Raw genomic sequence first — 22145 nt, 5'->3', positions numbered from 1 at the left:
CGGGTTGGACCGGGACGGGATCCGGCGGCGCAACGTCGCCGCGCTCCTGCGCAGTGTCCACCTCAGTGGCGGGATGTCCCGTGCGGGCCTGGCGAGGGAGCTCGGCCTGAACCGGAGCACGATCCTGGCGCTGACGGCCGAACTGACCGAGGCAGGGCTGATCCGGGAGGAGCTCCCGCGGGACAGCCACCAGCAGGGGCGTCCCTCGCTGGTCGTGCTACCCGAGTCGGAGCGGATCCAGGTGCTGGCCTTCGACGTCGCGGTCGACCACCTGGTCGCGGCCCGCATCGGCCTGGGCGGGGTGGTACTCGACCGCGTGGTGGCACCGCGAGCGCGCGCCGGGCCGGATCTCGAGTACGTGGTGGACGTCCTCGCCCGGCTCGGCAGGCAGCTGCACCGGGCCGCGCCCCCGGCGTCGATCTGCGTGGGAGCCGGCGCGTCGTACTGCGGGATGATCGAGCCGGGCGGCGGGACGGTGCGCTTCGGGCCCGATCTGGGCTGGGTCGACCAGGAGTTCGGCGCCGAGCTGTCCCGGGCACTGGGGCTGGGCCTGCCGGTCCGGGTCGGCAACGAAGCGCACCTCGGCGCGGTCGCCGAGCAGCGCCGCGGGGCCGGCGCGGGCCTGCGGAACCTGATCTACCTGCACGGCGACGTCGGCGTGGGCGGCGGCATCATCGCCGGTGGCAAGCTGCTCGACGGCGAGACGGGCTACGGCTGCGAGGTCGGGCACATCGTGGTCAACCCGGTGGACGGGCGCCCGTGCGGCTGCGGTTCCCGGGGCTGCCTGGAGGCGGAGGTCGGTGAGCGGGCCCTGCTCGACGCCGCCGGCAGGCCCGCGGACCTGTTCGGCCGCGAGGCCGTGCGAGCCGTGGTGGACGACGCCGGCCGCGGCGATCCCGCCGCCCGCGACGCGCTCCGGCGGATCGGCGACTGGCTGGGCATCGGCGTGGCCAACCTGATCAACCTGTTCAACCCCGGCATGGTGGTCTTCGGCGGGATGCTGCGGGACGTCTACCCCGCCGTGGCGGCGGAGGTGCGCGGCCGCATAGTCAGCCACGTCCTCCCCGTCGCCAGGGAACGCGTGCGGCTGGGCGTCTCCGCGCTCGGCGACGACGCCACCCTGATCGGGGCGGGCGAGCTCGCGTTCGCCCCCCTGCTGGACGACCCGCTGGCGGTCGTCGCCGCGCCGCCGGGGGCGGGTCAGGCCAGCGCGGGCACGCGCGGCTGGTAGCGCGCGAACAACGCGGCGTTGGCCTCGTCCCCGCCTTCGACGTTGGAACTGCGCCACAGCGGCGCGTCCTCGGCGAGCGTGACGACCTTCGCCAGCACGGAGTTCCACAGGTGCGCGTTGAGGATCGTCGACAGGGCGGCCGTGCGGGGCGCGTCGACGGGGAAGCTCGCGTCGCCGGGGCGGACACCGGTGTCCAGCACGACGTCGGCCTCCTCGATCAGCGTGCGGCCGGCCCGCCGGGGCGCGGCGGCGACCGACTGCCGGGAGCTGACCGCGATCACCGGCGCACCGGCGGCGCGCGCGGCCTGCGCGAGCTCGACCGGGTAGGGGTTGACGCCGGAGGTGGAGAACACGACCAGCACGTCGTCGGGGCCCGGCGCCCGCTGTTCGAGCACCTCGGCGGCCAGCCCGCTGCGGCGCTCGGCCGTCGTGCTCGACTGCGCGCCGTGCAGCGGCAGCAGCTGCGGGTGGTACAGCGGGTACACGCAGGCCAGGCCGCCGGCGCGGTAGAACGTCTCCGCCACGGCCGCCAGCGAGTGCCCGGCACCCGCGGTGAAGACCAGGCCGTCGGCCCGCAGGGTCCGCACGACCAGCTCGGCCGCCTTGGCGACCTGCTCGGCGTTGTTCGTCTCGGCGGCGCGCACCGCTTCAGTCACCAGATCTCCGATCACGCGGCGCACCCTATCGGGAAGAAACCCCGGCCGTGAGCGTTGCTCACGAAGTGATCGCTCGTGAGGCCGCCACCAGGACCTGGGCGGCGCGGGGCCCCGTCCGCGCCGTGACGCTCGTGCTGCACGGAGGTGCCGAAACCGGGAGGCAGCCGGTGCGCCCCTGGGGGCTGGCCTACCTGCGGATGCTACCGGTCGCCCGCGCGATCGCGGCCGCCACCGCACGGCACGGCGTCGAGGTCCGCCTGCTGCGCAACCGCATCCGCGGCTGGAACGACCCGGAGCTGCACCCGGTGGCCGACGCCCGCGCGGAACTGGCGCGCATCCGGGCGGAACGGCCCGGCGTACCGGTGTTCCTCGTCGGGCACTCGATGGGCGGCCGCGTGGTGCTGCGCGTCGCCGACGATCCCGCCGTGACGTCGGTGCTCGCGCTCGCCCCGTGGACGCCGGCGGGGGAGCCGGTCGAGCCCGTGCGTGACCGCAGTGTCGTGCTCGCGCACGGGACGCTGGACCGGATCACGAACCCGGCCGAGTCCTACGCCTACGCCGAGCGGGCGCGCGCGGTGGCGCGGCGGCTCGTCCGGTTCGAGCTGATGTCCGAGGCGCACGCGATGCTGCTGCGGGCCCCGGCGTGGCACCGGCTGGCCCGGCGGTTCGTGCTGGACGCGCTCGGGGCCGAGCCGCTGCCGGCCTGGGATGAGGAACCTGACCAGCGGCTGCGATTGCCGGTCTGAGCGGACACAACCCTTTCGGGGAGCCGGGCGTCCCAGAATGTGAGGTTTGCGGTTCACTAGGCTCCGCAGGCCGAGATCGGGGACGGGTGATCGCATGAGCTATGGCGGGAACTACGGGGGCGACTACCCGCGGGCGCGAGGTCCGCGGCAGCACCAGGCGGCGCAGATGCTGCCCGTGCCCGGCCGGGAGGGGCCGACGCGCCCGATGTCCCGGCGGAGCGCCGCCCCGCCGCCCCCGCCGTCCGAGCCGCCGCGGTACGACAGGGAGCCGCTGCCGGAGCGCCCGCGGCGCAAGCGGAAGTTCGGTGTCGGCAAGATCCTGCTGACGCTGGTCGTGCTGTTCGTGGTCTTCGTCGCCGGTGTGTGGATCTACCTCGACACGTCGATCAACCGCGTCGACGCCCTCGCCGACTACGACGGGCGGCCCGCAGCGGCCTCGGGCACGAACTGGCTCATCGTCGGGTCCGACAGCCGCGACGGGCTGACCCCCGAGCAGGAGCAGCAGCTCGCCACGGGCGACAGCGCCGCGGCGGGCGGTGGCTCGCGCACCGACACGATCATGGTCGCGCACCTGACCGACAACAGCACCAAGCCGACGCTGCTGAGCCTGCCGCGCGACTCGCAGGTGAACATCCCCGGCCACGGCCGCGGCAAGATCAACTCGGCGTTCTCCATCGGCGGCCCCGCGCTGCTCGTCAAGACCGTGGAGCAGGCGACCGGGCTGCGCATCGACCACTACGCCGAGATCGGCTTCGGCGGGTTCGCCAACATCGTGGACGCCATCGGCGGCGTGGACATGTGCATCGACAAGGAGATGCACGACGACTTCACCAACATCACGATCCCCCCGGGCTGCCAGTCCCTCGACGGCGCGCACGCGCTCGGGTTCGTGCGGATGCGCCACAGCGCCGCGACACCGCGCTCGGACCTGGACCGCGTGGAGAACCAGCGGAAGTTCATCGGCGCGCTGGTGAGCCAGATCGCGACCGCGGGCACGATCCTCAACCCGTTCCACTTCTTCCCGCTGCTGTCGGCGGCGCCGGACGCGCTGACCATGGACTCCGGCGACCACCTGCACAACCTCGTGGGGCTGGCGTGGGCGATGCGGGGGATCTCCGACGGCGGCGTCGTGACCACCACCGTGCCCGTCACGTCCGGCTCCGCGGAGAACTGGGACAAGACGAAGTCCAAGCAGCTGTTCGACGCGCTGCGCGGGGACACGCAGATCCCGGACAGCGCGATCATGAACTAAACCCGGTGCGCGCACCGGGCGCCGTCGGGCAGCATTCGGGGCATGGAGGAACCCGCACCCGAGCTGTCCGACGGCGAGGTCCTGCTGCGCCGCTGGCGGGAGGACGACCTGATCCCGTTGCACCACGTCGTGCACGATTCGCTGGACCACCTGGAGCCGTTCATGCCGTGGGCGGTGGGCGGGTACACCGAGGCCGACGCCGCCGAGTTCCTGCGCACGACCGTGCGTGAGTGGCGCGACGGCGAGGCCTACGGCTACGCGAACGTCAGCGCCGAGGGCGAGATCCTCGGTGCGGCCTCGCTGATGACGCGCATCGGCGACGGCGGCCTCGAAATCGGGTACTGGCTGGGCAAGCAGCACACCGGCTGCGGCCTCGTCACGCGCGCTGCGGCGTTGCTGACGGCCGAGGCGTTCCGCGTCGGGGCGAACCGGGTGGAGATCCGCCACGACGCGGCGAACGAGCGCAGTGGCCTCGTGCCGGAGCGCCTGGGGTTCACGCGCGTCGGCAGTGGCCCCGCGGACCTGCCGGGCGGCGTGGCCAGCACCGGGGTGCACGTGTACTGGCGGATCACCGCCGAGGAGTGGCTCAGTACGCGTAGCGGCTGACGGTCTCGGGGTGGATGACGAGCCGGACCTGGGCAGTGGCCAGGATTCCGGCGAGGTCCTCGGCGCGGCGGGGGTCTTCGAGGTCCCAGTAACGCGCGGCGAGGCGGGCGGCGAGTTCGTGTGCGCCGTCGGGTTCCACCGTGACGCGGCCGGTGACCGCGACCCAGCGCTCGCGTTCGCCGACCGGCGCGGCGACGACGAGCGACGCGCGGGGATCGCGGCGCAGGCGCCGCACCTTGAGCGCGTCGGCCTCGCTGAACAGCTGGATCGTGCCGTCTTCGGGCGCCTCGAACCACACCGGGCGTGGTTGCGGGGGAACCGGTCCGGCGGCCACGGACAGGAACCCGTGCAGCGGGCGGCGCAGGAACTCGAGGTCATCGGGCGTCAGGTCGGTGCTCATGATCTTGATTGAACACCGCCCTGCTGGACGAGCCCATGGGTAAAAGGCTGGATTGCCTGTCCATTCGTCTAACCTGACGAGGTGGACGTGTTCGACGACCTGATCCGCGGCGTCCGGGCGCACGGGTCGCTGTTCGGCAGCTCGGTGCTCACCCCGCCCTGGGCACTGCACTTCGTGGACGGCGCGCCGCTGACGCTGTGCACGGTGCTCGGCGGCGGGGGGTGGATCGTGCGGGAGAACCACCCGCCCGAGCCGCTGCGCGCCGGGGACACGGTCGTCGTGCGCGGGCCGGAGACGTTCACCTTCGTCGACGAGGTCGGCACCCGCGCAGAACCGGTCGCGTGCGGTGAATTCTGCGCGACACCGGAGCAGGGCGGCACCCGGCACCGGCTCGGCTGGCACGACACCGCGGGGGACGGCCCCGGCGCGACGACCTTGATCGTCGGTGCCTATCCGGTCCGCGGGGAGGTGAGCCGCCTGCTGCTGGACGCGCTGCCCGCCGTGCTGCGCGTCCCGGGCGGCGGCACGGGCGACGCGGTGCTGGACCACCTCGCCGCCGAGGTCGCCCTCGACACCCCGGGGCAGCAGGTGGTGCTCGACCGGCTGCTGGACTGGATGCTGGTCTGCACGCTGCGCGAGTGGTTCGACCGGCCCGGCGGCGAGGCCCCGGCGTGGTGGGCGGCCCAGCGGGACCCGGTCGTCGGGGAGGCGCTGCGCCTGCTGCACACCGAACCCGCCGCGCCGTGGACGGTCGCGGCACTGGCCGCGCGGTGCGGGGTTTCGCGGGCCACGCTCGCCAAGCGGTTCACCGACCTGGTCGGCGAACCGCCGCTGACCTACCTCACCCGCTGGCGCATGACGCTCGCGGCGGACCTGCTGGCCGGCCGGCATACGGCGACGCTCGCGGAGGTCGCCCGCACCGTCGGCTACTCCGACGCGTTCGGCTTCAGCGCCGCGTTCAAGCGCGTCCGCGGCGTCACCCCGAGCGCGTTCCGGCGTTCCGCCGTGGGATGACGGGATTTCCTGGTCAGCCTGCGCCGACCTCCGTGAGCGGCACGGACGGGTCGGCGAGCCGCGCGCTGTCCACTGTGGACGCTGAGCGGATGAGATCCTTGATCGGGTCGGTGACGTCCCAGACGTTCACGTTCATCCCCGCGACGACTTTGCCGTCCTTGAGCCAGAAGGCGATGAATTCGCGGGCTTCGACGTCACCGCGGAAGACGACGCGGTCGTAGCCGTCGCTGAGACCCGTGTACTCCATCCCGAGGTCGTACTGGTCGGTGTAGAAGTACGGCAGTTCGTCGTAGACCGCTTCCAGGCCGAGCATTCCCGCGGCGGCGACGGCGGGTTGTTTCAGTGCGCTGGCCCAGTGCTCGACGCGCAGGTGGCGGCCCAGCGACGGGTGGTAGGCGTTCGCGACGTCGCCCGCGGCGAAGATGTCGGGATCGCTGGTGTGCAGGTGGGCGTCGACCTGGATCCCGTTCTCCACGGTCAGCCCGGCGCCTTCGGCCAGCGCGGTGTTCGGGACCGCGCCGATGCCGACGAGGACCGCGTCGGCATCGATCCGCTCGCCGTCGCCCAGCCGGACGTGGTCAGGGCCGGCTTCGGCGACCCGCACCCCGAGCCGGAGGTCGACGCCGTGTTCGCGGTGCAGGTCCGCGAACACCCGCGCCGCTTCCCGGCCGAGCGCGGGCAGCAGCGGCAGCTCCAGTGCCTCCAGCACGACGACGTCGAGGCCGGCCTGCCGGGCCGCCGACGCGACTTCGAGACCGATCCACCCGGCGCCCACCACGGCGAGCTTCGAACCGGTTTCCAGCACCTGCCGCAGCCGCTCGGTGTCTCCGAAACGCCGCAGCCGCACCGTGTTCTCCGCACCCGGCAGGACACGGGGTTCGGCGCCGGTGGCCAGCAGGAGCTTGGCGTAGCCGACGCGGCTGCCGTCGGCGAGCACGACTTCACGGGCGGTACGGTCCACCGCCGTGACCCGCGTGCCGAGCCGCAGGTCCACGTCGTGGTCGGAGTACCAGCTTTCCGGGTGCACGAACGCGCTCTCGCGCTCGGCCTTCCCGGTGAGGATGCCCTTGGACAACGGGGGCCGCTCGTACGGGCGGTGGTGCTCGTCGCCGAGCAGCACCACCCGCCCGTCGAAACCCTTGTCCCGCAACGCTTCGGCGGCCTTCGCGCCGGCCAGTCCGGCGCCGATGATCACATACGTCGACGACATCACCGATCAGCTCCCCAGACCCAGCGCCGCGAGCAGGACGAGGACCACGGTCGCGACGGCGACCAGCCCGTGCGCGCCGACCACCACGACCGGGAAGTGCTGCTCCGGCGCCGTTTTCCCGTCCGGCGCGGACGCCGTGCGGGCGCGGCGGCCGGGGATCCAGCGGGCCAGCATCGTGAAGCCCAGCAACGCCACGGGCACGAGCAGGGCGAACGCGATCCACGCCAGCACCGCGCCGCCCGCCACCAGGTAGACGATCCAGAGGACCAGCCCCACCGCGGCGAGCGCGAAGTGCCCGAAGACCAGCCCGGGGGAGAACCGGCTGCTCCCCGGTTCGCGGGTGCCGCCCTTGGCGATCCAGGTGCCCAGCATGACGAAACCGCCCCCGGCGGTGACCAGCCAGGCGATCAGCGCGGCGATGTCCATGGTCGTTCTCCTCGATGTGGTGGTGGGACGAGTCAGGGGGCGGACCGGTAGCCCTCGGCCTGGGTGGACTCGGCGGCCACGCGGACGCCGTAGCGGTAGGCCAGCTTCCCGCCGAGGTAGCCGGAGACGGCGAGCACGACCAGGGCGGCCGCGGACAGCACGAGCGGGCCGATCGCGACCGGGCCCGCGGTGGCCGGACGGCGCCAGAAGAACCCGCCGACGTAGGCGGCGGTGACCGCGAGGTTGAGGCTCATGTGCGTCAGCCCGGTGCGGAACGCCGGGGTGCCCGCCGGGATCGCCAGCAGGTCCAGCGCGCCGACCAGCGCCGCGGCGAGCGCACCGACGACCCCGATCGCGATGAGCCAGAGCGATCCCCGGTTCAGGAAGCCCGGGTCGGCCACGATCCGCGAACCGATGTCGAAGACCAGGCTCGACACCCAGGCGCCGATCGGGACGGTCACCAGTGCCGGGTGGAGGGGGTGCCCGTACGGACCGGCCAGCGTCGCGCTCACCGGCTGCTTCGCCTGCTCCATGTCGTGGGCCACGTCGCCTCCTTTTCGCCAACGAAGTTTGGACTTATTGTCGGGTGCCGGTCAAGTGCACCTGGTGAGCGACACCCGATCGGAGCTGCGACGAGAAAGTTCGGTGTAGCCTGCGGGCATGGAGGCGGAGCCGATCAGTGCGCTCGCCGCGCTGGAGGAGCCGTTGCGGCGCGGTATGTACACCCACATCCGGCAGGCCCGGCACCCGGTGACGCGGGACGAGGCGGCCGAGGCGGTCGGGATCTCCCGCAAGCTGGCGGCGTTCCACCTGGACAAGCTGGTGGCGGCCGGGCTGCTGCGGACGCGCTACGAGTTCGCGGGCGGGGTCCGCAAGGTCGGCCGCGCGCCGAAGGTGTACGAGCCCTCCGACCTGGAGGTGCGGGTCAGCATCCCGCCGCGCCAGCACGACGTCCTGGCTGAGATCCTGCTGGACGCCGTCCTCGACGAAGGTGGCGGGGAGACCGCGCGGGACGCCGCGTTGCGCACGGCACACCGGCACGGCGAGGCGCTGGGCGCGGCGGAACGCGACCAGGTCCGGCCAGGGCGCCTCGGTGTGGAACGGGCGCTGACGCTCGCGTCGGCCGTCGTCGAGCGCCACGGCTTCGAGCCGGACCGGGAGACCCCGGCCTGCCTGCGGCTGCGCAACTGCCCGTTCCACCCGCTGGCCGCCAAGGCGCCCGAGCTCGTGTGCGGGATCAACCAGGCGTTCCTCAGCGGGCTGCTCGACGGTCTCCAGGCCACCACGGTCGAAGCCGTCCTGGACCCCCGCGCCGGCGAGTGCTGCGTGGAGCTGCGCTCCGCCGCCGGGGAGCGGCGCGGCTAGCCGTACGCGGCCAGGAAGACCCGCACCGCCGAGCGGGCGATGTGCTCGCGGGCCGCCGCGCCGGGGTTCTCCCCCGGGCAGAACAGGGCTTTGTCCTGCGGGATGGCCAGGGCCAGGTACGCGAGATGGGCGGCGGCGAGCCGGGCGTCGTCGAAGCGGAGCAGGCCGCGGGTCGCGTAGTGCTCCAGTGCCGAGGCGAGCACCGTGATCCCGCGTTCCGGGCCGCGTTCGTAGTAGTCGCGGGCGAGGCCGGGGAAGCGGTCCGCCTCGGCGATCACCAGGCGGCGCAGCTGGAGCACGTTCGGCCGCAGTACCGCGTCGAGGTAACGCCGGGCCACCTCGGTGAGCGCGGCCTCCAGGTCCGCCCGGCTCGTGATGCCGGCACGGAGCGGTTCGCCCAGCAGCTCGACGATGCGGTCCGAGTTGTCCGCCACCCCGCGCACTATCTCGCTGAACAAGCGCTCCTTGTCGGCGAAGTTCTTGTACACCGTCTGCTTGGAAACGGCGGCGCGTGCGGCGACCTGGTCCATGCTCGTGCCCTGGTAGCCGTTCTGCAGGAACAGCTCCGTCGCCGCGGCCATGATCGCGTTGCGCTTGCGGGCGCTGCGGCCCTCGGTCTCGTCCACGGGTAGTCATGGTACTAGACGGCTCAGTACTGAGCCGAGTACTGTACCGTCTAGTTCTCGGTCGAGGAGGTTCTGATGCATTCCAGTACCGCGGCGGTCTGTCCACCGCTCCGGGTCCGCGTGACCCGGAGCCTGCTCGGTTACGGAGTCCTCGCCGGACCGCTCTACGTCGTGACCGCGGCCGTGCAGGCCGGGGTCAAGACCGGCTACGACCCGCTTCGCCACGATGTGAGCCTGCTGGCCAACGGCGGTGCCGGGTGGATCCAGACCGCCAACTTCGTGGTCACCGGGCTGATGGTGATCGCGGCCGCGGTGGGCATGGCGCGCACGCGCCACGGGCTGACGGGACCGGTCCTGGTCGGCGGATACGGCGCGGGTCTGGCCCTCGCGGGCGTCTTCCCCGCGGATCCGGCGTACGGCTTCCCGCCCGGCACCCCGGCCGGGCCGGCGGAGGTCAGCTGGCACGGGCTGGCCCACCTCGTCGCGGGCGGCCTCGGTTTCCTCGCGCTCGTCGCGGCGTGCCTGGTGTTCGCGGGACGGTTCGCCAGACGGGGACAGCGGGGGCGGGCGTGGTATTCCGCAGGCTCCGGCGTGGTGTTCCTGGCCGGGTTCGCCGGGATCGCGGCGGGACCCGGGCAGGTAGCGGCGACGGTGGCGTTCACCGTCGCGGTGGTCGTGGGCTGGGCGTGGCTCGCGGTCGTCTCGGCGCACCTGTACGGAACGGAGGTGGACCAGTGAGATTCCGGGCGAAGGTCGAGCTGAACGGGAAATCCGCCACGGGCATCGAGGTGCCGCCGGACGTGCTGGCGGAACTCGGCGGCGGCAAACGGCCGAAGGTGCGGGTGCGGCTCAACGGGTACGAGTACCGCAGCAGCGTGGGCAGCATGGGCGGCCGGTCGCTGCTGCCGGTGAGCGCCGAAATCCGGGCGGGGGCAGGCGTCGCGGCCGGAGACGAGGTCGATGTCGAGCTCGTGCTCGACACCGAGCCCCGCACGGTGGACCTGCCGCCTGACCTGGCCCGGGCGCTCGACGCTGTGCCCGTCTCACGACAGGCGTTCGACAAGCTGTCCTACAGCCACCAGCGGCGCTACGTCCTGTGGATAGGCGAAGCGAAGACGGCACCGACCCGGCAGCGTCGCATCGCGAAGACGGTGGCGGACCTTTCCGGCCCGTCGTGACGTCCGGTGCGGTTCCCGGTCAGCCGGAGTGCCTCTCGATCATGTCGTCGACCTCGTCGTCGGTCGCGGAGGTCGCCACGAAGGGGCCGCGGGCGGCGAGGACGCCGTGTGCCCGCAGGAGCCCGGCCTGCTCGGCAGTCACGACCCCCTCGGCGCCGATGCGGAGCTTCAGCTCGCGGGCCCGGGTGATCAGCTGGTCGAGGTGGCGCAGCGCGGCTTCGTCCGGGCTGTCGGCGAGCGCCTCCACCACCCCGCCGCTGAGCACGGCGTGCTGCACCTTCAGCTCGTGCCGCGGGATCAGCTCCAGATCCGCCGTACCGCTGACCGTCAGCACCAGTTTCGCGCCGAGGTCGGACAGCACGGACAGCGACTCCAGCACCTCGCCGCGCGGGTCGAGCAGCGACGCGCTGTCCGTGCACAGCCGCAAGGTCCTCGCGGGCAGGTGGTGCTCGTCGAGCTGGTCCTTCACCAGCCGCACCAGGTCGGGGTCGATCGCGAGCCGCCGCGGTAGTCGGATACACACGTCAGGAGCCGCGTCGCCGTAGCGGTCCCGCCAGCGCGCCGCGGCCGCCAGCGACCGGGTGAGCAGCCACTTGCCGAGCGGGATGGTCATGCCCGTGGTGTCGGCGAGCGGGTAGAACTCGGCCGAGTCCAGCTGCCCGAGCTCGCGGTGGTGCCAGCGCAGCCCCGCGTTGACGGCGGCCAGCTCCTCGTGGTTGTCCAGCTTCACCGTCGGCTGGTAGATCAGCGTGAACTCGCCGTTCTCCAGGGCACCGGCGATCTCGGCGCCGAGCCGGTAGCGGGCGCGGTCGCGCGCGTCCAGCTCCGGGTCGAACAACATCCACTGCGCCTTGCCGGCCTCCTTGGCGCGGTGCAGGGCGATCTCGGCGGCCCGCTGCAGGTCCTCGGGCCCGCCTTCGGCGACGTCCCGCACGACGATGCCCGCGCTCGCGCTCACGCCGATGCCGTGGTCGCCGAGGTAGATCGGCTCGCCCAGCTCCTCCAGCGCCCGCTCGACCAGCCCGATGACCTCGCTGGCCTGGAGCTTGCCGCGCAGCAGGATGCCGAACCCGTCGCCGGAGAGCCGCGCGACGACGGTGTCCGGCGCGGCGAACACGTCCTTGAGCTTGCGGGCGATGCCGCGCAGCACCTGGTCGCCGACCCCGGCGCCGAGGCCGTCGTTGATGACCTTGAACCCGTCGATGTCGAGGTAGACCAGCGCGATCTGGTCGCGGGCGGCCGGGCTCAGCGCCGTTTCGAGCAGCGTGTTGAAGCGGGAGCCGTTGGACAGGCCGGTCAGCGCGTCGTGCACGCTCTGGTGGCGCAGCGTCTCCTGCAGGGAGTGCACCTCGTTGGCGTCCTGCACCATCAGCACCGGGTAGCTGACGCCGGGCCGGTCGGCGGGCAGCGTCGTCAGCGTGACCTCGGCCCAGACCCCCGCGTCGTCGGCGTGGGTGAGCTGCAGGCGTTCGCTGTACTGCTCGACGTCGGTCACGGCGATCTCTTCGAGACCGGTGCGCAGCCGTTCGGCGTCGCGGCGGGTGAAGCCGAGGTCGGCGACGTGCCGGCCGCGCAGCTCCTCCGGTTTGCCGCCGAGGAACATGGCGAGCGCCGCGTTCGCCTCGACGATCGCGCCGTCGGGACCGGCGAGCGCGATGCCCATCGGCGAGGTCGAAAAGAGCGCGCTGAAGCGGCGGATGGCCGCCTCCCTGGCGGACTCCGCGGTCGCCACCGCGTCGCGGACCACCTGGTGCAGCAGCTCCTCCAGCCTGTCGGCGGAAAGACCTACCCCATCCGTGTCAGCGAGTTGGGCCGTCCAGCGGCGGACGACGTCGACCAAGCCTGGCGCCCCACCAGGTTCCGGCACGCTTCACCTCTTGTTGAACGGACAAAGGCCAGGCCAGCCGCAGTTCGGACGCCGTGACGCCCGCGCTGGACCGGTACCGGCCCCGAGTGATGTCACGCCATCATTTCGGCCCGGCACTGTCTACCGGCTGAACGAGTGATGATCAGTGTAGTGACCGTCACGGGAAGTGATGATCCGCCCCGGTGCGCGACCTCAGCCGAGGGTTTGCACGATCTCCTCGTTCCACCAGTAGTAGAGCCGGTCGAGCCCGTCGTTGGTGTCCGCCTCGGGCGAGGACAGCTCACCGACGGTGAGCCCGCGCGTGTCCACCCACCACAGCTGCCCGGCCCCCGCGAGCACGAAGCACGTGAGGTAGTCGCCGGGGAGCGGGCCGGACGTGCCGCGGTAGTACAGCCCGTACACGCCGGTGCGCTTGAGCGGGCTGCAGCCGCCGTAGGTGTCGTCGCGCTTGAGGCCACGGGCGGTGACGAGCTGCTGGAAGAACGCGTCCTGCGCGGCGCGGTCGGCGAAGGAGTAGAAGTACGCCTCCGTGGGGGCGGCGAAGTCCGGGTTCTGGTGGTTGGGCGCGGTGCACAGCACCGCCGCCTGGCTTCCCGGCTGGCGGTAACCGTCGTCGGCGCGGCAGCTCGCGTTCCCGTGGTAGACCGGCGGCAGCGCGGCGAGCAGGCGGTCCCCGGCGCCGGTGTCCGGTACGGGCGTCGGCGTGCTGCTGCTGGTGGTGGTGGTGGTCGTGGTCGCGCTGGTGCTCGGTGGCGGGGTGGGGGTCGGGGTGGTGCCGCTCGCCCCGGTGGAGCGGGACACCAGCACCGTCGTGACCACCGCGGCGGCGATCACCAGCACGGCCGCGAGCGCGACGAGCCACGGCGCCTTGCTGGGACGAGGCGGCGGCGGTGGCGGCACCCAGGCGGGCGGCGGTGGCGCGTCGAGCGCGGCCGATGCCGCCGCGACGAGCGCACCGGCGGTGGGGAAGCGCTGTCCGGGGTCCTTCGCCATGCCACGCCACACGACGTCGTCCAGCGCGCGGGGGAGCGCCCTGTTCAGCGCGGACACGGCGGGCGGCTGGTCCCGCAGGTGCGCGAGGACCTGCGCGGCGGGCTCGGTCTGCGCGAACGGGCGGCGGCCGGTGAGGCACGCGAACAGCACGCAGGCCAGCGCGTAGACGTCGACGCGCCCGTCCACCGGGCCCTCGCCGAAGCGCTCGGGCGCCATGTAGTCGAGGGTGCCGATCACGTCGCCGGACAGCGTGAGCGACGTGGCTTCCGCGCCGGTCGCCCGCGCGATCCCGAAGTCCACGAGGTACACGAAGTCGCCCGGGGTGACGAGGATGTTCGACGGCTTGACGTCCCGGTGCACGAGCTGTTCGGCGTGCGCGGCGTCGAGCGCGCTCGCGACCTGCGCCAGCAGCGCGACCGCGCGGCGCGGCGGCAGCGGGCCCGCGGCCATCAGCTCCTTGAGGTCCGTGCCCTCCACCAGGCGCATGTCGAGGTAGAGGCGGCCGTCGATCTCGCCGAACGCGTGGATGGGGATGACGTGCGGTTCGCGCAGCCGCGCCGCGATCTGGCATTCCCGGCGGAAACGCGCCCGGAACGCGGCATCGGTCACGTACGGCTCGGTGAGCCGTTTCAGCGCCACCACGCGGTCGTGCGCCGTGTCGAAGGCCCGGTGCACCTCACCCATCCCGCCCCGGCCGAGCAGCGCTCCGATGCGGTAGGGACCGAAGGTCTCGGCTGGCATGGTTCTCCTGGGGCGGGGACGCTGACGCGGGATCGACGATGATCGTAGCCAGCCGGTTCCCGTGCCATGGTGCCGAAACCGGCTTGACACCTTCCCGTTGCCGCAGGCAGTTTCGGGGACATGCCCGAGCCGGCCGCCTTCCGTTCGCACAGCTCCCACTGGGGCGCCTTCGACGCCGCGCTCACCCCCGCCGGGCTCGCCGTCCGTCCGGACGCCGGTGACCCGGCGCCCGCCGCGTTGCTGCGCAACGTGCCCGCGGCGCTGGACGAACGGCTGCGCGTGCTCGCGCCGTACGCCCGCCGGGGCTGGCTGGAGCGCGGTCCCGGTCCGGATCCCGCCCGCGGGCGGGACGAGTACGTGCGGATCAGCTGGGCCGAAGCGCTCGACCGCGCCGCCGCCGAGCTGGACCGCGTCCGCACCCGGTACGGCAACACCGCGATCTTCGGCGGCTCGTACGGGTGGGGCAGCGCGGGCCGGTTCCACCACGCGCAGAGCCAGCTCCACCGGTTCCTCGCCGTGGCCGGCGGCTACGTCCGGTCGGTCAACACCTACAGCTCGGGCGCCGCGGAGGTGCTGCTGCCGCACGTGGTCGGCGACCACGCGCCCATCGAGCGCCCGACCACGTGGGCGGTGCTGGCCGAGCACACCGGGCACTTCGTGTGCTTCGGTGGCCTGCCGGACAAGAACGCGCAGGTCAACGCCGGGGGCGTGACCCGGCACGGGATGGCGGAAGAGCTGCGCCGGGCGAAGCGGCGGGGTGCCCGGTTCACGCTCGTCAGCCCGCTGCGCGACGACCTCGCCGACGACCTGGGCGCCGACTGGCTCCCGCTCGCCCCGGGCACCGACACCGCGCTGATGCTCGCGTTGTGCTTCACCCTCGTCGAGCGCGGCCTGCACGACGAGGAGTTCCTGCACACGCACTGCGAGGGTTTCCCGGAGCTGTGGCGCTACCTGTCGGGCAGCGTGGACGGCGTGCCGAAGAGTCCACAATGGGCAGAGGCGCGCTGCGGGATCCCGGCGGGGAAGATCGTCGAACTCGCGGAGTCGATGGCCGCGCACCGCACGATGATCACGGTGAGCTGGTCGCTCCAGCGGTCACGGCACGGCGAGCAGCCGCTGTGGGCCGGGGTCGCGCTGGCCTGCGTGCTGGGGCAGATCGGCTTGCCGGGCGGCGGTTTCGGGCACGGTTACGCGTCGATGGCCGGGATCGGCGCGGGCTCGCTGCCGTTCCCGCTGCCGACGCTGAGGCGGGGCCTGAACCCGGTGCGCGAGTTCATCCCGGTCGCGCGCGTCGCGGACATGCTGCTGCACCCCGGCGAGGAGTACGACTACAACGGGCAGCGGCTGCGGTACCCGGACATCCGGCTCGTGCACTGGGCCGGCGGAAACCCCTTTCACCACCACCAGGACCTCGCCCGCCTCGGCAGGGCGTTCACGCGCCCGGACACCGTGCTCGTGCACGAGCAGTTCTGGACGGCGACGGCCCGGCACGCCGATCTCGTGCTCCCCGTGACGACCACGCTGGAACGTGAGGACCTCGGCGCCGCGCGGCAGGACGCCGCACTGGTGGCGATGGCACGGGTGAGCCCGCCGCTCGGCGAGGCGAAGTCCGATTTCGAGATCCTGAGCGGGCTCGCGAAGCGGCTCGGCGTCGAGCACGAGTTCACCGAGGGACGCGACGAGCGGCAGTGGCTGGAGTGGCTGTACGAGAGCTGGCGCGCGAAGTTGCCGCCGGAGGCCGATCCCGGGCTCGACTTCGCGGAGTTCTGGCGGAAGGGCCGCATCGAACTGCGTGAGGCGAGGCCGGAACACGTGCTGTACGCGGACTTCCGCGCCGATCCGCACCGGCACCGGCTGCCGACGCCGAGCGGGCGGATCGAGCTGTTCTCGCGGCGGATCGCGTCCTTCGGCTACGACGACTGCCCCGGCCACCCCACGTGGTTCGAACCGGAGGAGGAGCCGGGTTTCCCGTTGACGCTGGTCGCCAACAACCCCGCGACGCGGTTGCACAGCCAGCTCGACCACGGTGCCGAAAGCGCGGGAGCCAAGGTCGCGGGCCGCGAACCTGTGCGGATGCACCCCGGCGACGCGGCCGCTCGCGGGCTGTCCACGGGAGACGTGGTGCTGGTCAGGAGCCCGCGGGGCAGCGCGCTGGCCGGGCTCGTGGTGTCCGACGCGGTGCGGCCGGGTGTCGTCCAGCTGTCCACCGGTGCGTGGTTCGACCCCACCGCGCCGGAAGTGGCCACGTGCGTGCACGGCAACCCGAACGCGCTGACCCGCGACGTTGGCTCTTCACGGCTCGCGCAGGGGTGCACCGGCCAGCTCACGCGGGTCGAGGTCGTGGCGTTCCGCGGTGAGGTGCCGCCGGTGCGGGCTCACGAACCTCCGGTCCCCGGCTGAGCGGACCGGCGCCGCGTGTGCGCGGAGTGCGGGGCCGGCCAGGGCTTCGGCGGCGGGGTTTCCCGTGCCAGACCGGTGAGCACGGCCTGCACGACGCGTTCGGTCTCCCGCTCGACGCCGTCGGGTTCGTCGAGCGTCACCAGGCCGTCGGCGAGCAGGGTGGTCAGGCCGTGCACGGCCGCCCACACCACGAATTCCGCGCCGGGCCGGGAAGGGGCGCCCAGTTCGCCCTCGGCGACGAGCCGGTCCAGTTCCGCGTCGAGCACGTCGTGCGGGTGCGGGGCGATCGGGGTGCCGCCGCCTCCGGCGTTCAGCGCCAGGCGGACCGCGGGATCCTCCAGCGCCCACCGGACGTAGGCACGGCACGCGGCGACCAGGCCTCGCCCGGGCTCCGCGGCGGCTGCCTGCCCCATGCGTTCGCCGAGCTGGGCGAGCACGCGGGCCGCCAGCGCCCGCACCAGCGCCTCGCGCGAGGCGAAGTGGTGGTAGGCGGCGCTCGCGCTCACACCCACCACTGAGGACACCTCGCGCAGGGACCAGCCGCCGACCCCGCGCTCGCGGACGAGCGCTTCGGCGGCGTCCAGCAGGGCGCCGCGCAGCTCGCCGTGGTGGTACCGCGCCTTTGCCATGAACCGATCTTAACAGTGCTCAGATCTCCGGTAGGGTAGGCGATCTGAACACCGATCAGATCGGAGTGGGACATGAGCAGACCGGACGTGAGCGAGGCGGTCCCGACGGTGGGCGGCGAGCCCGTGCGGGTGGCCGAAGGGGTCTTCGTGCTGCCGGACCGGCGGGCGGAGCTGGTGCCGAACGTCGGGTTCGTCGTGGGGGAGCGGGCCGCGCTCGTCGTCGACACCGGGCTCGGCCCGTCGAACGGGGAGTACGTGCTGGGCCAGGCGCGGCGGCTGGCCGGGTCACGGCCGCTGTACCTGACGACGACGCACTTCCACCCCGAGCACGCGTTCGGCGCGCAGGCGTTCCGGGGCGCCGCGGCGATCGTCGGCAACCGGGCGCAGCGGGACGAGCTGCGCCGCAAGGGCGCGGCCTACCTCGGGATGTTCTCGGGGTTCGGTGAAGCGATCGCGGCCGCGCTGGCGGACGTCGAGCTGGTCGAGCCCGATCTCGTCTACGACGGTGAGGCCGAACTGGACCTCGGCGGCCGGAAGGTGGTCCTGCGGGCGGTGGGCCCGGCCCACACGGCGGGCGACCAGCTCGTCCTCGTCGACGACCACGTGGTGTTCGGCGGAGACCTGTTCGAGAGCCGGATCTTCCCGATCCTGCCGTACTTCCCGCCGCACGACACCGATGTCGACCCGGACCGGTGGATCGACCTGCTCGCGCGACTCGCCGCCGACGGACCCGACGTGGTGGTACCGGGGCACGGCGAGGTCGGCGACCGCACGCTGCTCCGCGACGTGCACGACTACCTCGTCCACCTCCGTGACGAAACCGCCCGGCTGCAAGCCGCGGGAGTGCCGGCCGACGACGCCGCGGCGACGATCGGCGAGGCCGCCCGTGCCCGCTGGAGCACGTGGGAACGCCCGGAGTGGATCACCGCGGGTGTCCACGCGTGGTACGGGCTTCGCACGGCGAACCCGGGCGATCTGTAGTGCTATGTAGGACGTGAAGACATTTCGCACACTGCTGGACAAGGTGGACGAAAAGCTCGGCGACGGGCTGGAGCGGGTGTTGTGCGCCCGCCACGGGCGCCGCCTGCGCCGGCTCGGCTGGGGCGAGGTGCTCGAAGGCGGGGCGGGGGACCCGCTGGGCGGGCGCGCGCCGGTCCGCGCGGGCAACCGGATGGACGTCCTGGTCGACGGGGAGGAGGCGCTGCCCGCGATCGAAGCCGCGATCCGGGGTGCGCGCTCGCACGTCCACATCGCCAACTGGCACGCCAGCGCGGACTTCCGGCTGTCACGGGACCCGGGCGCGCCGACGCTGCGCACGCTGCTCGCCGAGACGGCCGGGCAGGCGTCGCCGTACGGGTGCTCGTGTGGGCGGGCCCGCCGGTGCCCGCGTTCGAACCGACCCGCGGGCAGGCGCGGGAGGAGCGGCGGAAGCTCGTCGAGGACACCGGCGTGCGGTGCGTGCTGGACTCGCGTGAGCGCACGCTGCACTGCCACCATGAGAAGGTCGTGGTGGTCGACGACGAGGTCGCGTTCGTCGGTGGCGTGGACTTCACCGCGCTGCAGGGCGACCGGCACGACAGCCCCGGGCACCCGCCACGGCCGATGGGCTGGCACGACCTGGTGAGCAGGCTCGAAGGGCCGGTCGTGGCGGACGTCGCGGAGCACTTCCGGCAGCGCTGGACCGAGGTCGCCGGGGAGGACCTGCCCCCGGCGCGCGTCCCGGAGCCTGCCGGGGGCACGAACGTGCAGTTGCTGCGCACAGTGCCGAACGGGACGTACGACTTCGCCCCGAAGGGGGAGTTCACCGTCCTCGACGCCTACCTGCGGGCGCTGCGGTCGGCGCGGCGGCTGGTGTACCTGGAGAACCAGTTCCTGTGGTCACCGGAGATCGCCGAGGTGCTGATCGGCAAGCTGCGCAACCCCCCGGACGACCGCTTCCGCGTCGTCCTGCTGCTGCCCCGCAAACCCAGCAACGGCGCGGACACCACCCGCGGCCAGCTGGGCAGGCTCCTCGATGCGGACGACGGCAACCGGCGCCTGGTCGCGGCCACGATCAGCGCCCACGACGGCGGGACGTCGGCGCCGGTGTACGTGCACGCCAAGCTCGGCATCGTCGACGACGCGTGGCTGACCGTGGGTTCGGCGAACCTCAACGAGCACTCGCTGTTCAACGACACCGAGGTCAACGTGGCGACCGACGACCGGGACCTGATCAGGGCGACGCGGCTCCGGCTGTGGGCCGAGCACCTGGGGCGCGCGGAGGCGGAGCTGGACGGCGATCCCGCCGACGTGGTCGACCGCGTGTGGCGCCCGGTCGCGCAGGAGCAGGCGGAACGGGAACGCCGGGGCGAGCGCCGCACGCACCGGCTCGTGCTGCTGCCCGGCGTTTCCCGCCGGGCGGAACGCCTCCAGGGGCCGCTGCGAGGCCTGCTGGTGGACGGCTGAGGGGTTGGGCGCCGCAAGGATCGTCCACTTTGGACGGGAAGAACCGCCGAGGTGCCGCCGGGGCGGTTTCGACTGGAAAGCGGGTCAGCGGTGGAGGCGTTGCGTCCAGTCGGCGGGGACGCGTTCCGCGGGGCCGGGCGCGGTCTGGTCCAGGGGGTGGTGGGCCGGGGCGGCGAGCGCGGGACCGCTTTCGTACATGACCTGGGCGCTGTAGTCCCAGAACCACTCCTCGCCGGGTTCGAAGCTGCGCACGAGCCGGTGCCCGGTCTCCTCGGCGTGCGCCGTCGCGTGCTGCCCGGGGGAGGAGTCGCAGCAGCCGATGTGCCCGCACTGCGCGCAGCGCCGCAGGTGGAACCACCAGCCCTGGGGGCTCGCGGCGTCGCACTCGGCGCAACCCGTGCCGCTCGGCGGCACCGTCGGGTCGATCCCCTCCATCAGCGGTTCCTCCAGTCGCGGCCGGGGTGATGGGTCCAGTCTGGCACGCTCACCGCTCGTCCTTGAGCAGGCGCTGCGTGCACAACCGCAGTGTGGCGCGGAATTCGGTGACCTGCGCCGGTTCGAGATCGGCGAGCATGTCGCGCTCGATCTCGTCGATGGCGGAGTCGGACTCGGCGAGGATCCGTTCCCCCTCGGCGGTGAGGCTGGTGCGCAGGACGCGTTTGTTGTGCTCCGCGGGCCGCCGCCGCACGAGGCCCTGGTGCTCCAGCCGCGCGACGAGTTCCTGCATGGTCTGCGCGCTCACGAACGCCCGCCGCGCCAGCTGCGCCGACGACAGCCCCGGGTGCCGCCGCAGCTCCGCGAGCGCCGTGTACTGGATCGTCGTGAGCCCGTGGGGACGCACCGCCGCGTCCAGCCGGGACCGCATCGCCAGCTCCAGCTGTTTGACGAGGTAGGCGGTGCGCGGCGGCAGCTCGGAACGGCTCATGCTTGACACGGTATCAGGGATCCTGTTACCTGGATCACATCAGGAAACCTGACATCGGAAGCAGGCCCCCAATGACGCACCTGCACTCCGGCGGCACGCGCGAGGCGCGCAAGGTCGCCACAGCGAGTTTCCTCGGCACCACCATCGAGTGGTACGACTTCTTCCTCTACGGAGCGGCGGCCGCGCTGGTCTTCGGCCCCCAGTTCTTCCCGGTCGGCAACCCCGTCGTCAGCCAGCTGGGCTCGTTCGCCACGTTCGCGATCGGCTTCCTCACCCGGCCGCTCGGCGGCGTGATCGCCGGGCACTTCGGCGACCGCCTCGGCCGCAAGCGGATCCTCATCCTGTCCCTGCTGGTCATGGGCGGCTCGACGGTGCTCGTCGGCCTGCTGCCCAACTACGCGCAGATCGGCGTCGCCGCCCCGGTGCTGCTCGTGCTGCTGCGGCTGGCGCAGGGCCTCGCCGTCGGCGCGGAATGGGGTGGCGCCGCGTTGATGGCGGTCGAGCACGCGCCACCGAAGCGGCGGGCGCTCTACGGCTCGTCCACCCAGCTGGGCGTGCCGGCGGGCGCGATCCTGTCGAACCTGATGATGCTCGTGCTGTCCTGGCTGACCGGCCCGGCGTTCACCGACTGGGGCTGGCGGATCGGGTTCGTGTCCAGCATCGTGCTCGTCGTGTACGGGCTGGTGGTCCGGCGGCGGCTGACCGAGAGCCCGCTGTTCACCAGGGCGGTGCGGACCGGTCCGGCGCGCGTGCCGCTGCTGGACGTGCTGCGCCGGTACCCGGCCGGTGTCGTGACGGCCGTCCTGGCGACGGCGGCGTCCTCGGCGATCGGCTACACCGTGCTGACGTTCACGCTGTCCTACGCGCCCAAGGCGGACGGTTTCACCCGGAACGACGTGCTGCTGATGGGCATCCTCGCGAGCCTGGTGCAGATCTTCGCGATGGCGTGGGCGGGTTCGGTCGCCGACCGCTTCGGCAGGCGGCGCACGATGGTGATCGGCACGGTGCTGCAGGTCGCGGCGTCGCTGCTGCTGTTCCCGCTGCTGGACACGCGGGTGTGGGTGCTCGCGCTGCTGGCTTGCACGTTCGGCGCGGCCTCCAACGTGGCCCAGTACGCGCCGCTGCCCGCGGTGATGAGCGACCTGTTCCCCACGAACGTGCGGTACACCGGATCGTCGCTGGGCTACCAGATCGGCGGCATCGTCGGCGGGTCCTTCGCGCCGATCATCGCGACCGGGATCCTCGCCGGGAGCGGCAGTTCGTTCCTGATCGGGGTCTATCTCGCCGGGCTGACCGTGGTCTCGGGCGTCGCGGCGTTCCTCGCGCACACCGCTCCGCTGACGCGGCGGGCGCGTGCGGAGGACGCGGCGGTGGTGGAGGCGAAGGCGGCGCCGGTGGCCGATTGAGCGTCCCCGGCGATAAGCTGCGGTCTTCG

At 72.9% G+C, this 22145-nt stretch carries 23 protein-coding genes; 12 read left to right on the top strand and 11 right to left on the bottom strand.

Annotated features, from left to right (window positions below):
• The first annotated feature begins 4 nt into the window (after positions 1–4).
• Complete coding sequence (locus BMZ92_RS14590; protein ID WP_218153462.1) at positions 5–1231, top strand: ROK family protein; 1227 nt, start codon at positions 5–7, stop codon at positions 1229–1231.
• Here the strand turns inward: BMZ92_RS14590 and BMZ92_RS14585 are convergent.
• Positions 1201–1902: a sugar isomerase domain-containing protein gene (locus BMZ92_RS14585; protein ID WP_177228698.1), complete on the bottom strand. Its 702-nt coding sequence runs from the start codon at positions 1900–1902 to the stop codon at positions 1201–1203. The genes BMZ92_RS14590 and BMZ92_RS14585 overlap by 31 nt on opposite strands.
• Positions 1903–1952: 50 nt before the next feature.
• On the opposite strand from BMZ92_RS14585, the gene BMZ92_RS14580 reads away from it, so the two are divergent.
• From BMZ92_RS14580 to BMZ92_RS14570, 3 genes are all read left to right on the top strand, one after another.
• Positions 1953–2633: an alpha/beta hydrolase gene (locus BMZ92_RS14580; RefSeq protein ID WP_425425810.1), complete on the top strand. Its 681-nt coding sequence runs from the start codon at positions 1953–1955 to the stop codon at positions 2631–2633.
• A 94-nt stretch (positions 2634–2727) separates the two neighbouring features.
• Positions 2728–3885 (top strand): LCP family protein, encoded by a 1158-nt coding sequence (locus tag BMZ92_RS14575; protein ID WP_177228697.1) that lies wholly within the window; start codon positions 2728–2730, stop codon positions 3883–3885.
• 42 nt (positions 3886–3927) lie between these two features.
• Entirely contained in the window at positions 3928–4491 is a 564-nt protein-coding gene (locus BMZ92_RS14570) for a GNAT family N-acetyltransferase (RefSeq protein ID WP_091507400.1), read from the top strand.
• Here BMZ92_RS14570 and BMZ92_RS14565 read toward each other — a convergent pair.
• The gene (locus tag BMZ92_RS14565; protein WP_177228696.1) at positions 4472–4891 is read right to left on the bottom strand and encodes a pyridoxamine 5'-phosphate oxidase family protein; all 420 of its coding nucleotides are present in this window, start codon (positions 4889–4891) and stop codon (positions 4472–4474) included. The two genes, BMZ92_RS14570 and BMZ92_RS14565, sit on opposite strands and share 20 nt — an antisense overlap.
• Positions 4892–4972: 81 nt before the next feature.
• Here BMZ92_RS14565 and BMZ92_RS14560 point away from each other — a divergent pair, with 81 nt between their 5' ends.
• Positions 4973–5905 (top strand): AraC family transcriptional regulator, encoded by a 933-nt coding sequence (locus tag BMZ92_RS14560; protein ID WP_091507397.1) that lies wholly within the window; start codon positions 4973–4975, stop codon positions 5903–5905.
• 13 nt (positions 5906–5918) lie between these two features.
• Here BMZ92_RS14560 and BMZ92_RS14555 read toward each other — a convergent pair whose 3' ends face one another.
• Genes BMZ92_RS14555 through BMZ92_RS14545 form a run of 3 tightly spaced genes read right to left on the bottom strand, consistent with a single transcriptional unit; the run spans position 5919 to position 8086 of the window.
• A complete protein-coding gene (locus BMZ92_RS14555; RefSeq protein ID WP_425425808.1) occupies positions 5919–7118 on the bottom strand; it encodes an NAD(P)/FAD-dependent oxidoreductase in 1200 nt (399 codons plus the stop codon).
• 3 nt (positions 7119–7121) lie between these two features.
• A complete protein-coding gene (locus tag BMZ92_RS14550; protein ID WP_091507393.1) occupies positions 7122–7541 on the bottom strand; it encodes a hypothetical protein in 420 nt (139 codons plus the stop codon).
• A gap of 32 nt (positions 7542–7573) precedes the next feature.
• Positions 7574–8086, bottom strand: a complete 513-nt coding sequence (locus BMZ92_RS14545; protein ID WP_245783059.1) for a DUF2231 domain-containing protein — start codon at positions 8084–8086, stop codon at positions 7574–7576.
• Positions 8087–8201: 115 nt separating this feature from the next.
• On the opposite strand from BMZ92_RS14545, the gene BMZ92_RS14540 reads away from it, so the two are divergent.
• On the top strand, positions 8202–8906 hold the full coding sequence (locus tag BMZ92_RS14540) for a helix-turn-helix transcriptional regulator (RefSeq protein WP_091507391.1): 705 nt from the start codon (positions 8202–8204) through the stop codon (positions 8904–8906).
• Here the strand turns inward: BMZ92_RS14540 and BMZ92_RS14535 are convergent.
• Complete coding sequence (locus BMZ92_RS14535) at positions 8903–9532, bottom strand: TetR/AcrR family transcriptional regulator (protein ID WP_218153461.1); 630 nt, start codon at positions 9530–9532, stop codon at positions 8903–8905. The genes BMZ92_RS14540 and BMZ92_RS14535 overlap by 4 nt on opposite strands.
• Positions 9533–9607: 75 nt before the next feature.
• Between BMZ92_RS14535 and BMZ92_RS14530 the strand changes: the two genes are divergently transcribed.
• Both BMZ92_RS14530 and BMZ92_RS14525 read left to right on the top strand, forming a co-directional pair.
• The gene (locus tag BMZ92_RS14530) at positions 9608–10270 is read left to right on the top strand and encodes a DUF998 domain-containing protein (protein ID WP_091507388.1); all 663 of its coding nucleotides are present in this window, start codon (positions 9608–9610) and stop codon (positions 10268–10270) included.
• The gene (locus tag BMZ92_RS14525) at positions 10267–10710 is read left to right on the top strand and encodes a YdeI/OmpD-associated family protein (RefSeq protein WP_091507386.1); all 444 of its coding nucleotides are present in this window, start codon (positions 10267–10269) and stop codon (positions 10708–10710) included. Before BMZ92_RS14530 ends, BMZ92_RS14525 begins: the two co-directional genes overlap by 4 nt.
• A 19-nt stretch (positions 10711–10729) precedes the next feature.
• Here BMZ92_RS14525 and BMZ92_RS14520 read toward each other — a convergent pair whose 3' ends face one another.
• A complete protein-coding gene (locus BMZ92_RS14520; protein ID WP_245783058.1) occupies positions 10730–12577 on the bottom strand; it encodes a putative bifunctional diguanylate cyclase/phosphodiesterase in 1848 nt (615 codons plus the stop codon).
• A 192-nt stretch (positions 12578–12769) separates the two neighbouring features.
• A complete protein-coding gene (locus BMZ92_RS14515) occupies positions 12770–14311 on the bottom strand; it encodes a serine/threonine-protein kinase (protein ID WP_091507381.1) in 1542 nt (513 codons plus the stop codon).
• Positions 14312–14431: 120 nt separating this feature from the next.
• Between BMZ92_RS14515 and BMZ92_RS14510 the strand changes: the two genes are divergently transcribed.
• Positions 14432–16711 (top strand): molybdopterin-dependent oxidoreductase, encoded by a 2280-nt coding sequence (locus BMZ92_RS14510; protein WP_091507380.1) that lies wholly within the window; start codon positions 14432–14434, stop codon positions 16709–16711.
• On the opposite strand, the gene BMZ92_RS14505 is transcribed toward BMZ92_RS14510, so the two are convergent.
• Positions 16687–17340, bottom strand: coding sequence for a TetR/AcrR family transcriptional regulator (locus BMZ92_RS14505; RefSeq protein WP_091507377.1), 654 nt, complete (start codon positions 17338–17340; stop codon positions 16687–16689). The genes BMZ92_RS14510 and BMZ92_RS14505 overlap by 25 nt on opposite strands.
• 72 nt (positions 17341–17412) lie before the next feature.
• Between BMZ92_RS14505 and BMZ92_RS14500 the strand changes: the two genes are divergently transcribed.
• Together BMZ92_RS14500 and BMZ92_RS14495 are read left to right on the top strand one after the other, a co-directional pair.
• A complete protein-coding gene (locus tag BMZ92_RS14500; RefSeq protein WP_091507375.1) occupies positions 17413–18321 on the top strand; it encodes an MBL fold metallo-hydrolase in 909 nt (302 codons plus the stop codon).
• 399 nt (positions 18322–18720) lie between these two features.
• The gene (locus BMZ92_RS14495; RefSeq protein ID WP_245783057.1) at positions 18721–19785 is read left to right on the top strand and encodes a phospholipase D-like domain-containing protein; all 1065 of its coding nucleotides are present in this window, start codon (positions 18721–18723) and stop codon (positions 19783–19785) included.
• Positions 19786–19869: 84 nt separating this feature from the next.
• Here the strand turns inward: BMZ92_RS14495 and BMZ92_RS14490 are convergent, their stop codons facing one another.
• Together BMZ92_RS14490 and BMZ92_RS14485 are read right to left on the bottom strand one after the other, a co-directional pair.
• Positions 19870–20220, bottom strand: coding sequence for a UBP-type zinc finger domain-containing protein (locus BMZ92_RS14490; protein ID WP_091507373.1), 351 nt, complete (start codon positions 20218–20220; stop codon positions 19870–19872).
• A 49-nt stretch (positions 20221–20269) separates the two neighbouring features.
• Positions 20270–20710: a MarR family winged helix-turn-helix transcriptional regulator gene (locus BMZ92_RS14485; protein WP_091507371.1), complete on the bottom strand. Its 441-nt coding sequence runs from the start codon at positions 20708–20710 to the stop codon at positions 20270–20272.
• Positions 20711–20781: 71 nt separating this feature from the next.
• On the opposite strand from BMZ92_RS14485, the gene BMZ92_RS14480 reads away from it, so the two are divergent.
• A complete protein-coding gene (locus BMZ92_RS14480; RefSeq protein WP_091507368.1) occupies positions 20782–22116 on the top strand; it encodes an MFS transporter in 1335 nt (444 codons plus the stop codon).
• The last annotated feature ends 29 nt before the right edge of the window (positions 22117–22145 follow it).

The sequence above is a fragment of the Amycolatopsis sacchari genome, from assembly GCF_900114035.1.
In the GTDB taxonomy this organism is placed as follows: Bacteria; Actinomycetota; Actinomycetes; order Mycobacteriales; family Pseudonocardiaceae; genus Amycolatopsis_E; species Amycolatopsis_E sacchari.
This window is presented reverse-complemented; position numbering and strand designations above follow the sequence as displayed.

Coding starts and splice junctions, on each gene's coding strand:
- BMZ92_RS14575 (WP_177228697.1), top strand. CDS start 2,728: ATGAGCTATGGCGGGAACTACGGGGGCGACTACCCGCGGGCGCGAGGT.
- BMZ92_RS14570 (WP_091507400.1), top strand. CDS start 3,928: ATGGAGGAACCCGCACCCGAGCTGTCCGACGGCGAGGTCCTGCTGCGC.
- BMZ92_RS14565 (WP_177228696.1), bottom strand. CDS start 4,891: ATGAGCACCGACCTGACGCCCGATGACCTCGAGTTCCTGCGCCGCCCG.
- BMZ92_RS14550 (WP_091507393.1), bottom strand. CDS start 7,541: ATGGACATCGCCGCGCTGATCGCCTGGCTGGTCACCGCCGGGGGCGGT.
- BMZ92_RS14540 (WP_091507391.1), top strand. CDS start 8,202: ATGGAGGCGGAGCCGATCAGTGCGCTCGCCGCGCTGGAGGAGCCGTTG.
- BMZ92_RS14530 (WP_091507388.1), top strand. CDS start 9,608: ATGCATTCCAGTACCGCGGCGGTCTGTCCACCGCTCCGGGTCCGCGTG.
- BMZ92_RS14515 (WP_091507381.1), bottom strand. CDS start 14,311: ATGCCAGCCGAGACCTTCGGTCCCTACCGCATCGGAGCGCTGCTCGGC.
- BMZ92_RS14510 (WP_091507380.1), top strand. CDS start 14,432: ATGCCCGAGCCGGCCGCCTTCCGTTCGCACAGCTCCCACTGGGGCGCC.
- BMZ92_RS14505 (WP_091507377.1), bottom strand. CDS start 17,340: ATGGCAAAGGCGCGGTACCACCACGGCGAGCTGCGCGGCGCCCTGCTG.
- BMZ92_RS14500 (WP_091507375.1), top strand. CDS start 17,413: ATGAGCAGACCGGACGTGAGCGAGGCGGTCCCGACGGTGGGCGGCGAG.
- BMZ92_RS14490 (WP_091507373.1), bottom strand. CDS start 20,220: ATGGAGGGGATCGACCCGACGGTGCCGCCGAGCGGCACGGGTTGCGCC.
- BMZ92_RS14485 (WP_091507371.1), bottom strand. CDS start 20,710: ATGAGCCGTTCCGAGCTGCCGCCGCGCACCGCCTACCTCGTCAAACAG.
- BMZ92_RS14480 (WP_091507368.1), top strand. CDS start 20,782: ATGACGCACCTGCACTCCGGCGGCACGCGCGAGGCGCGCAAGGTCGCC.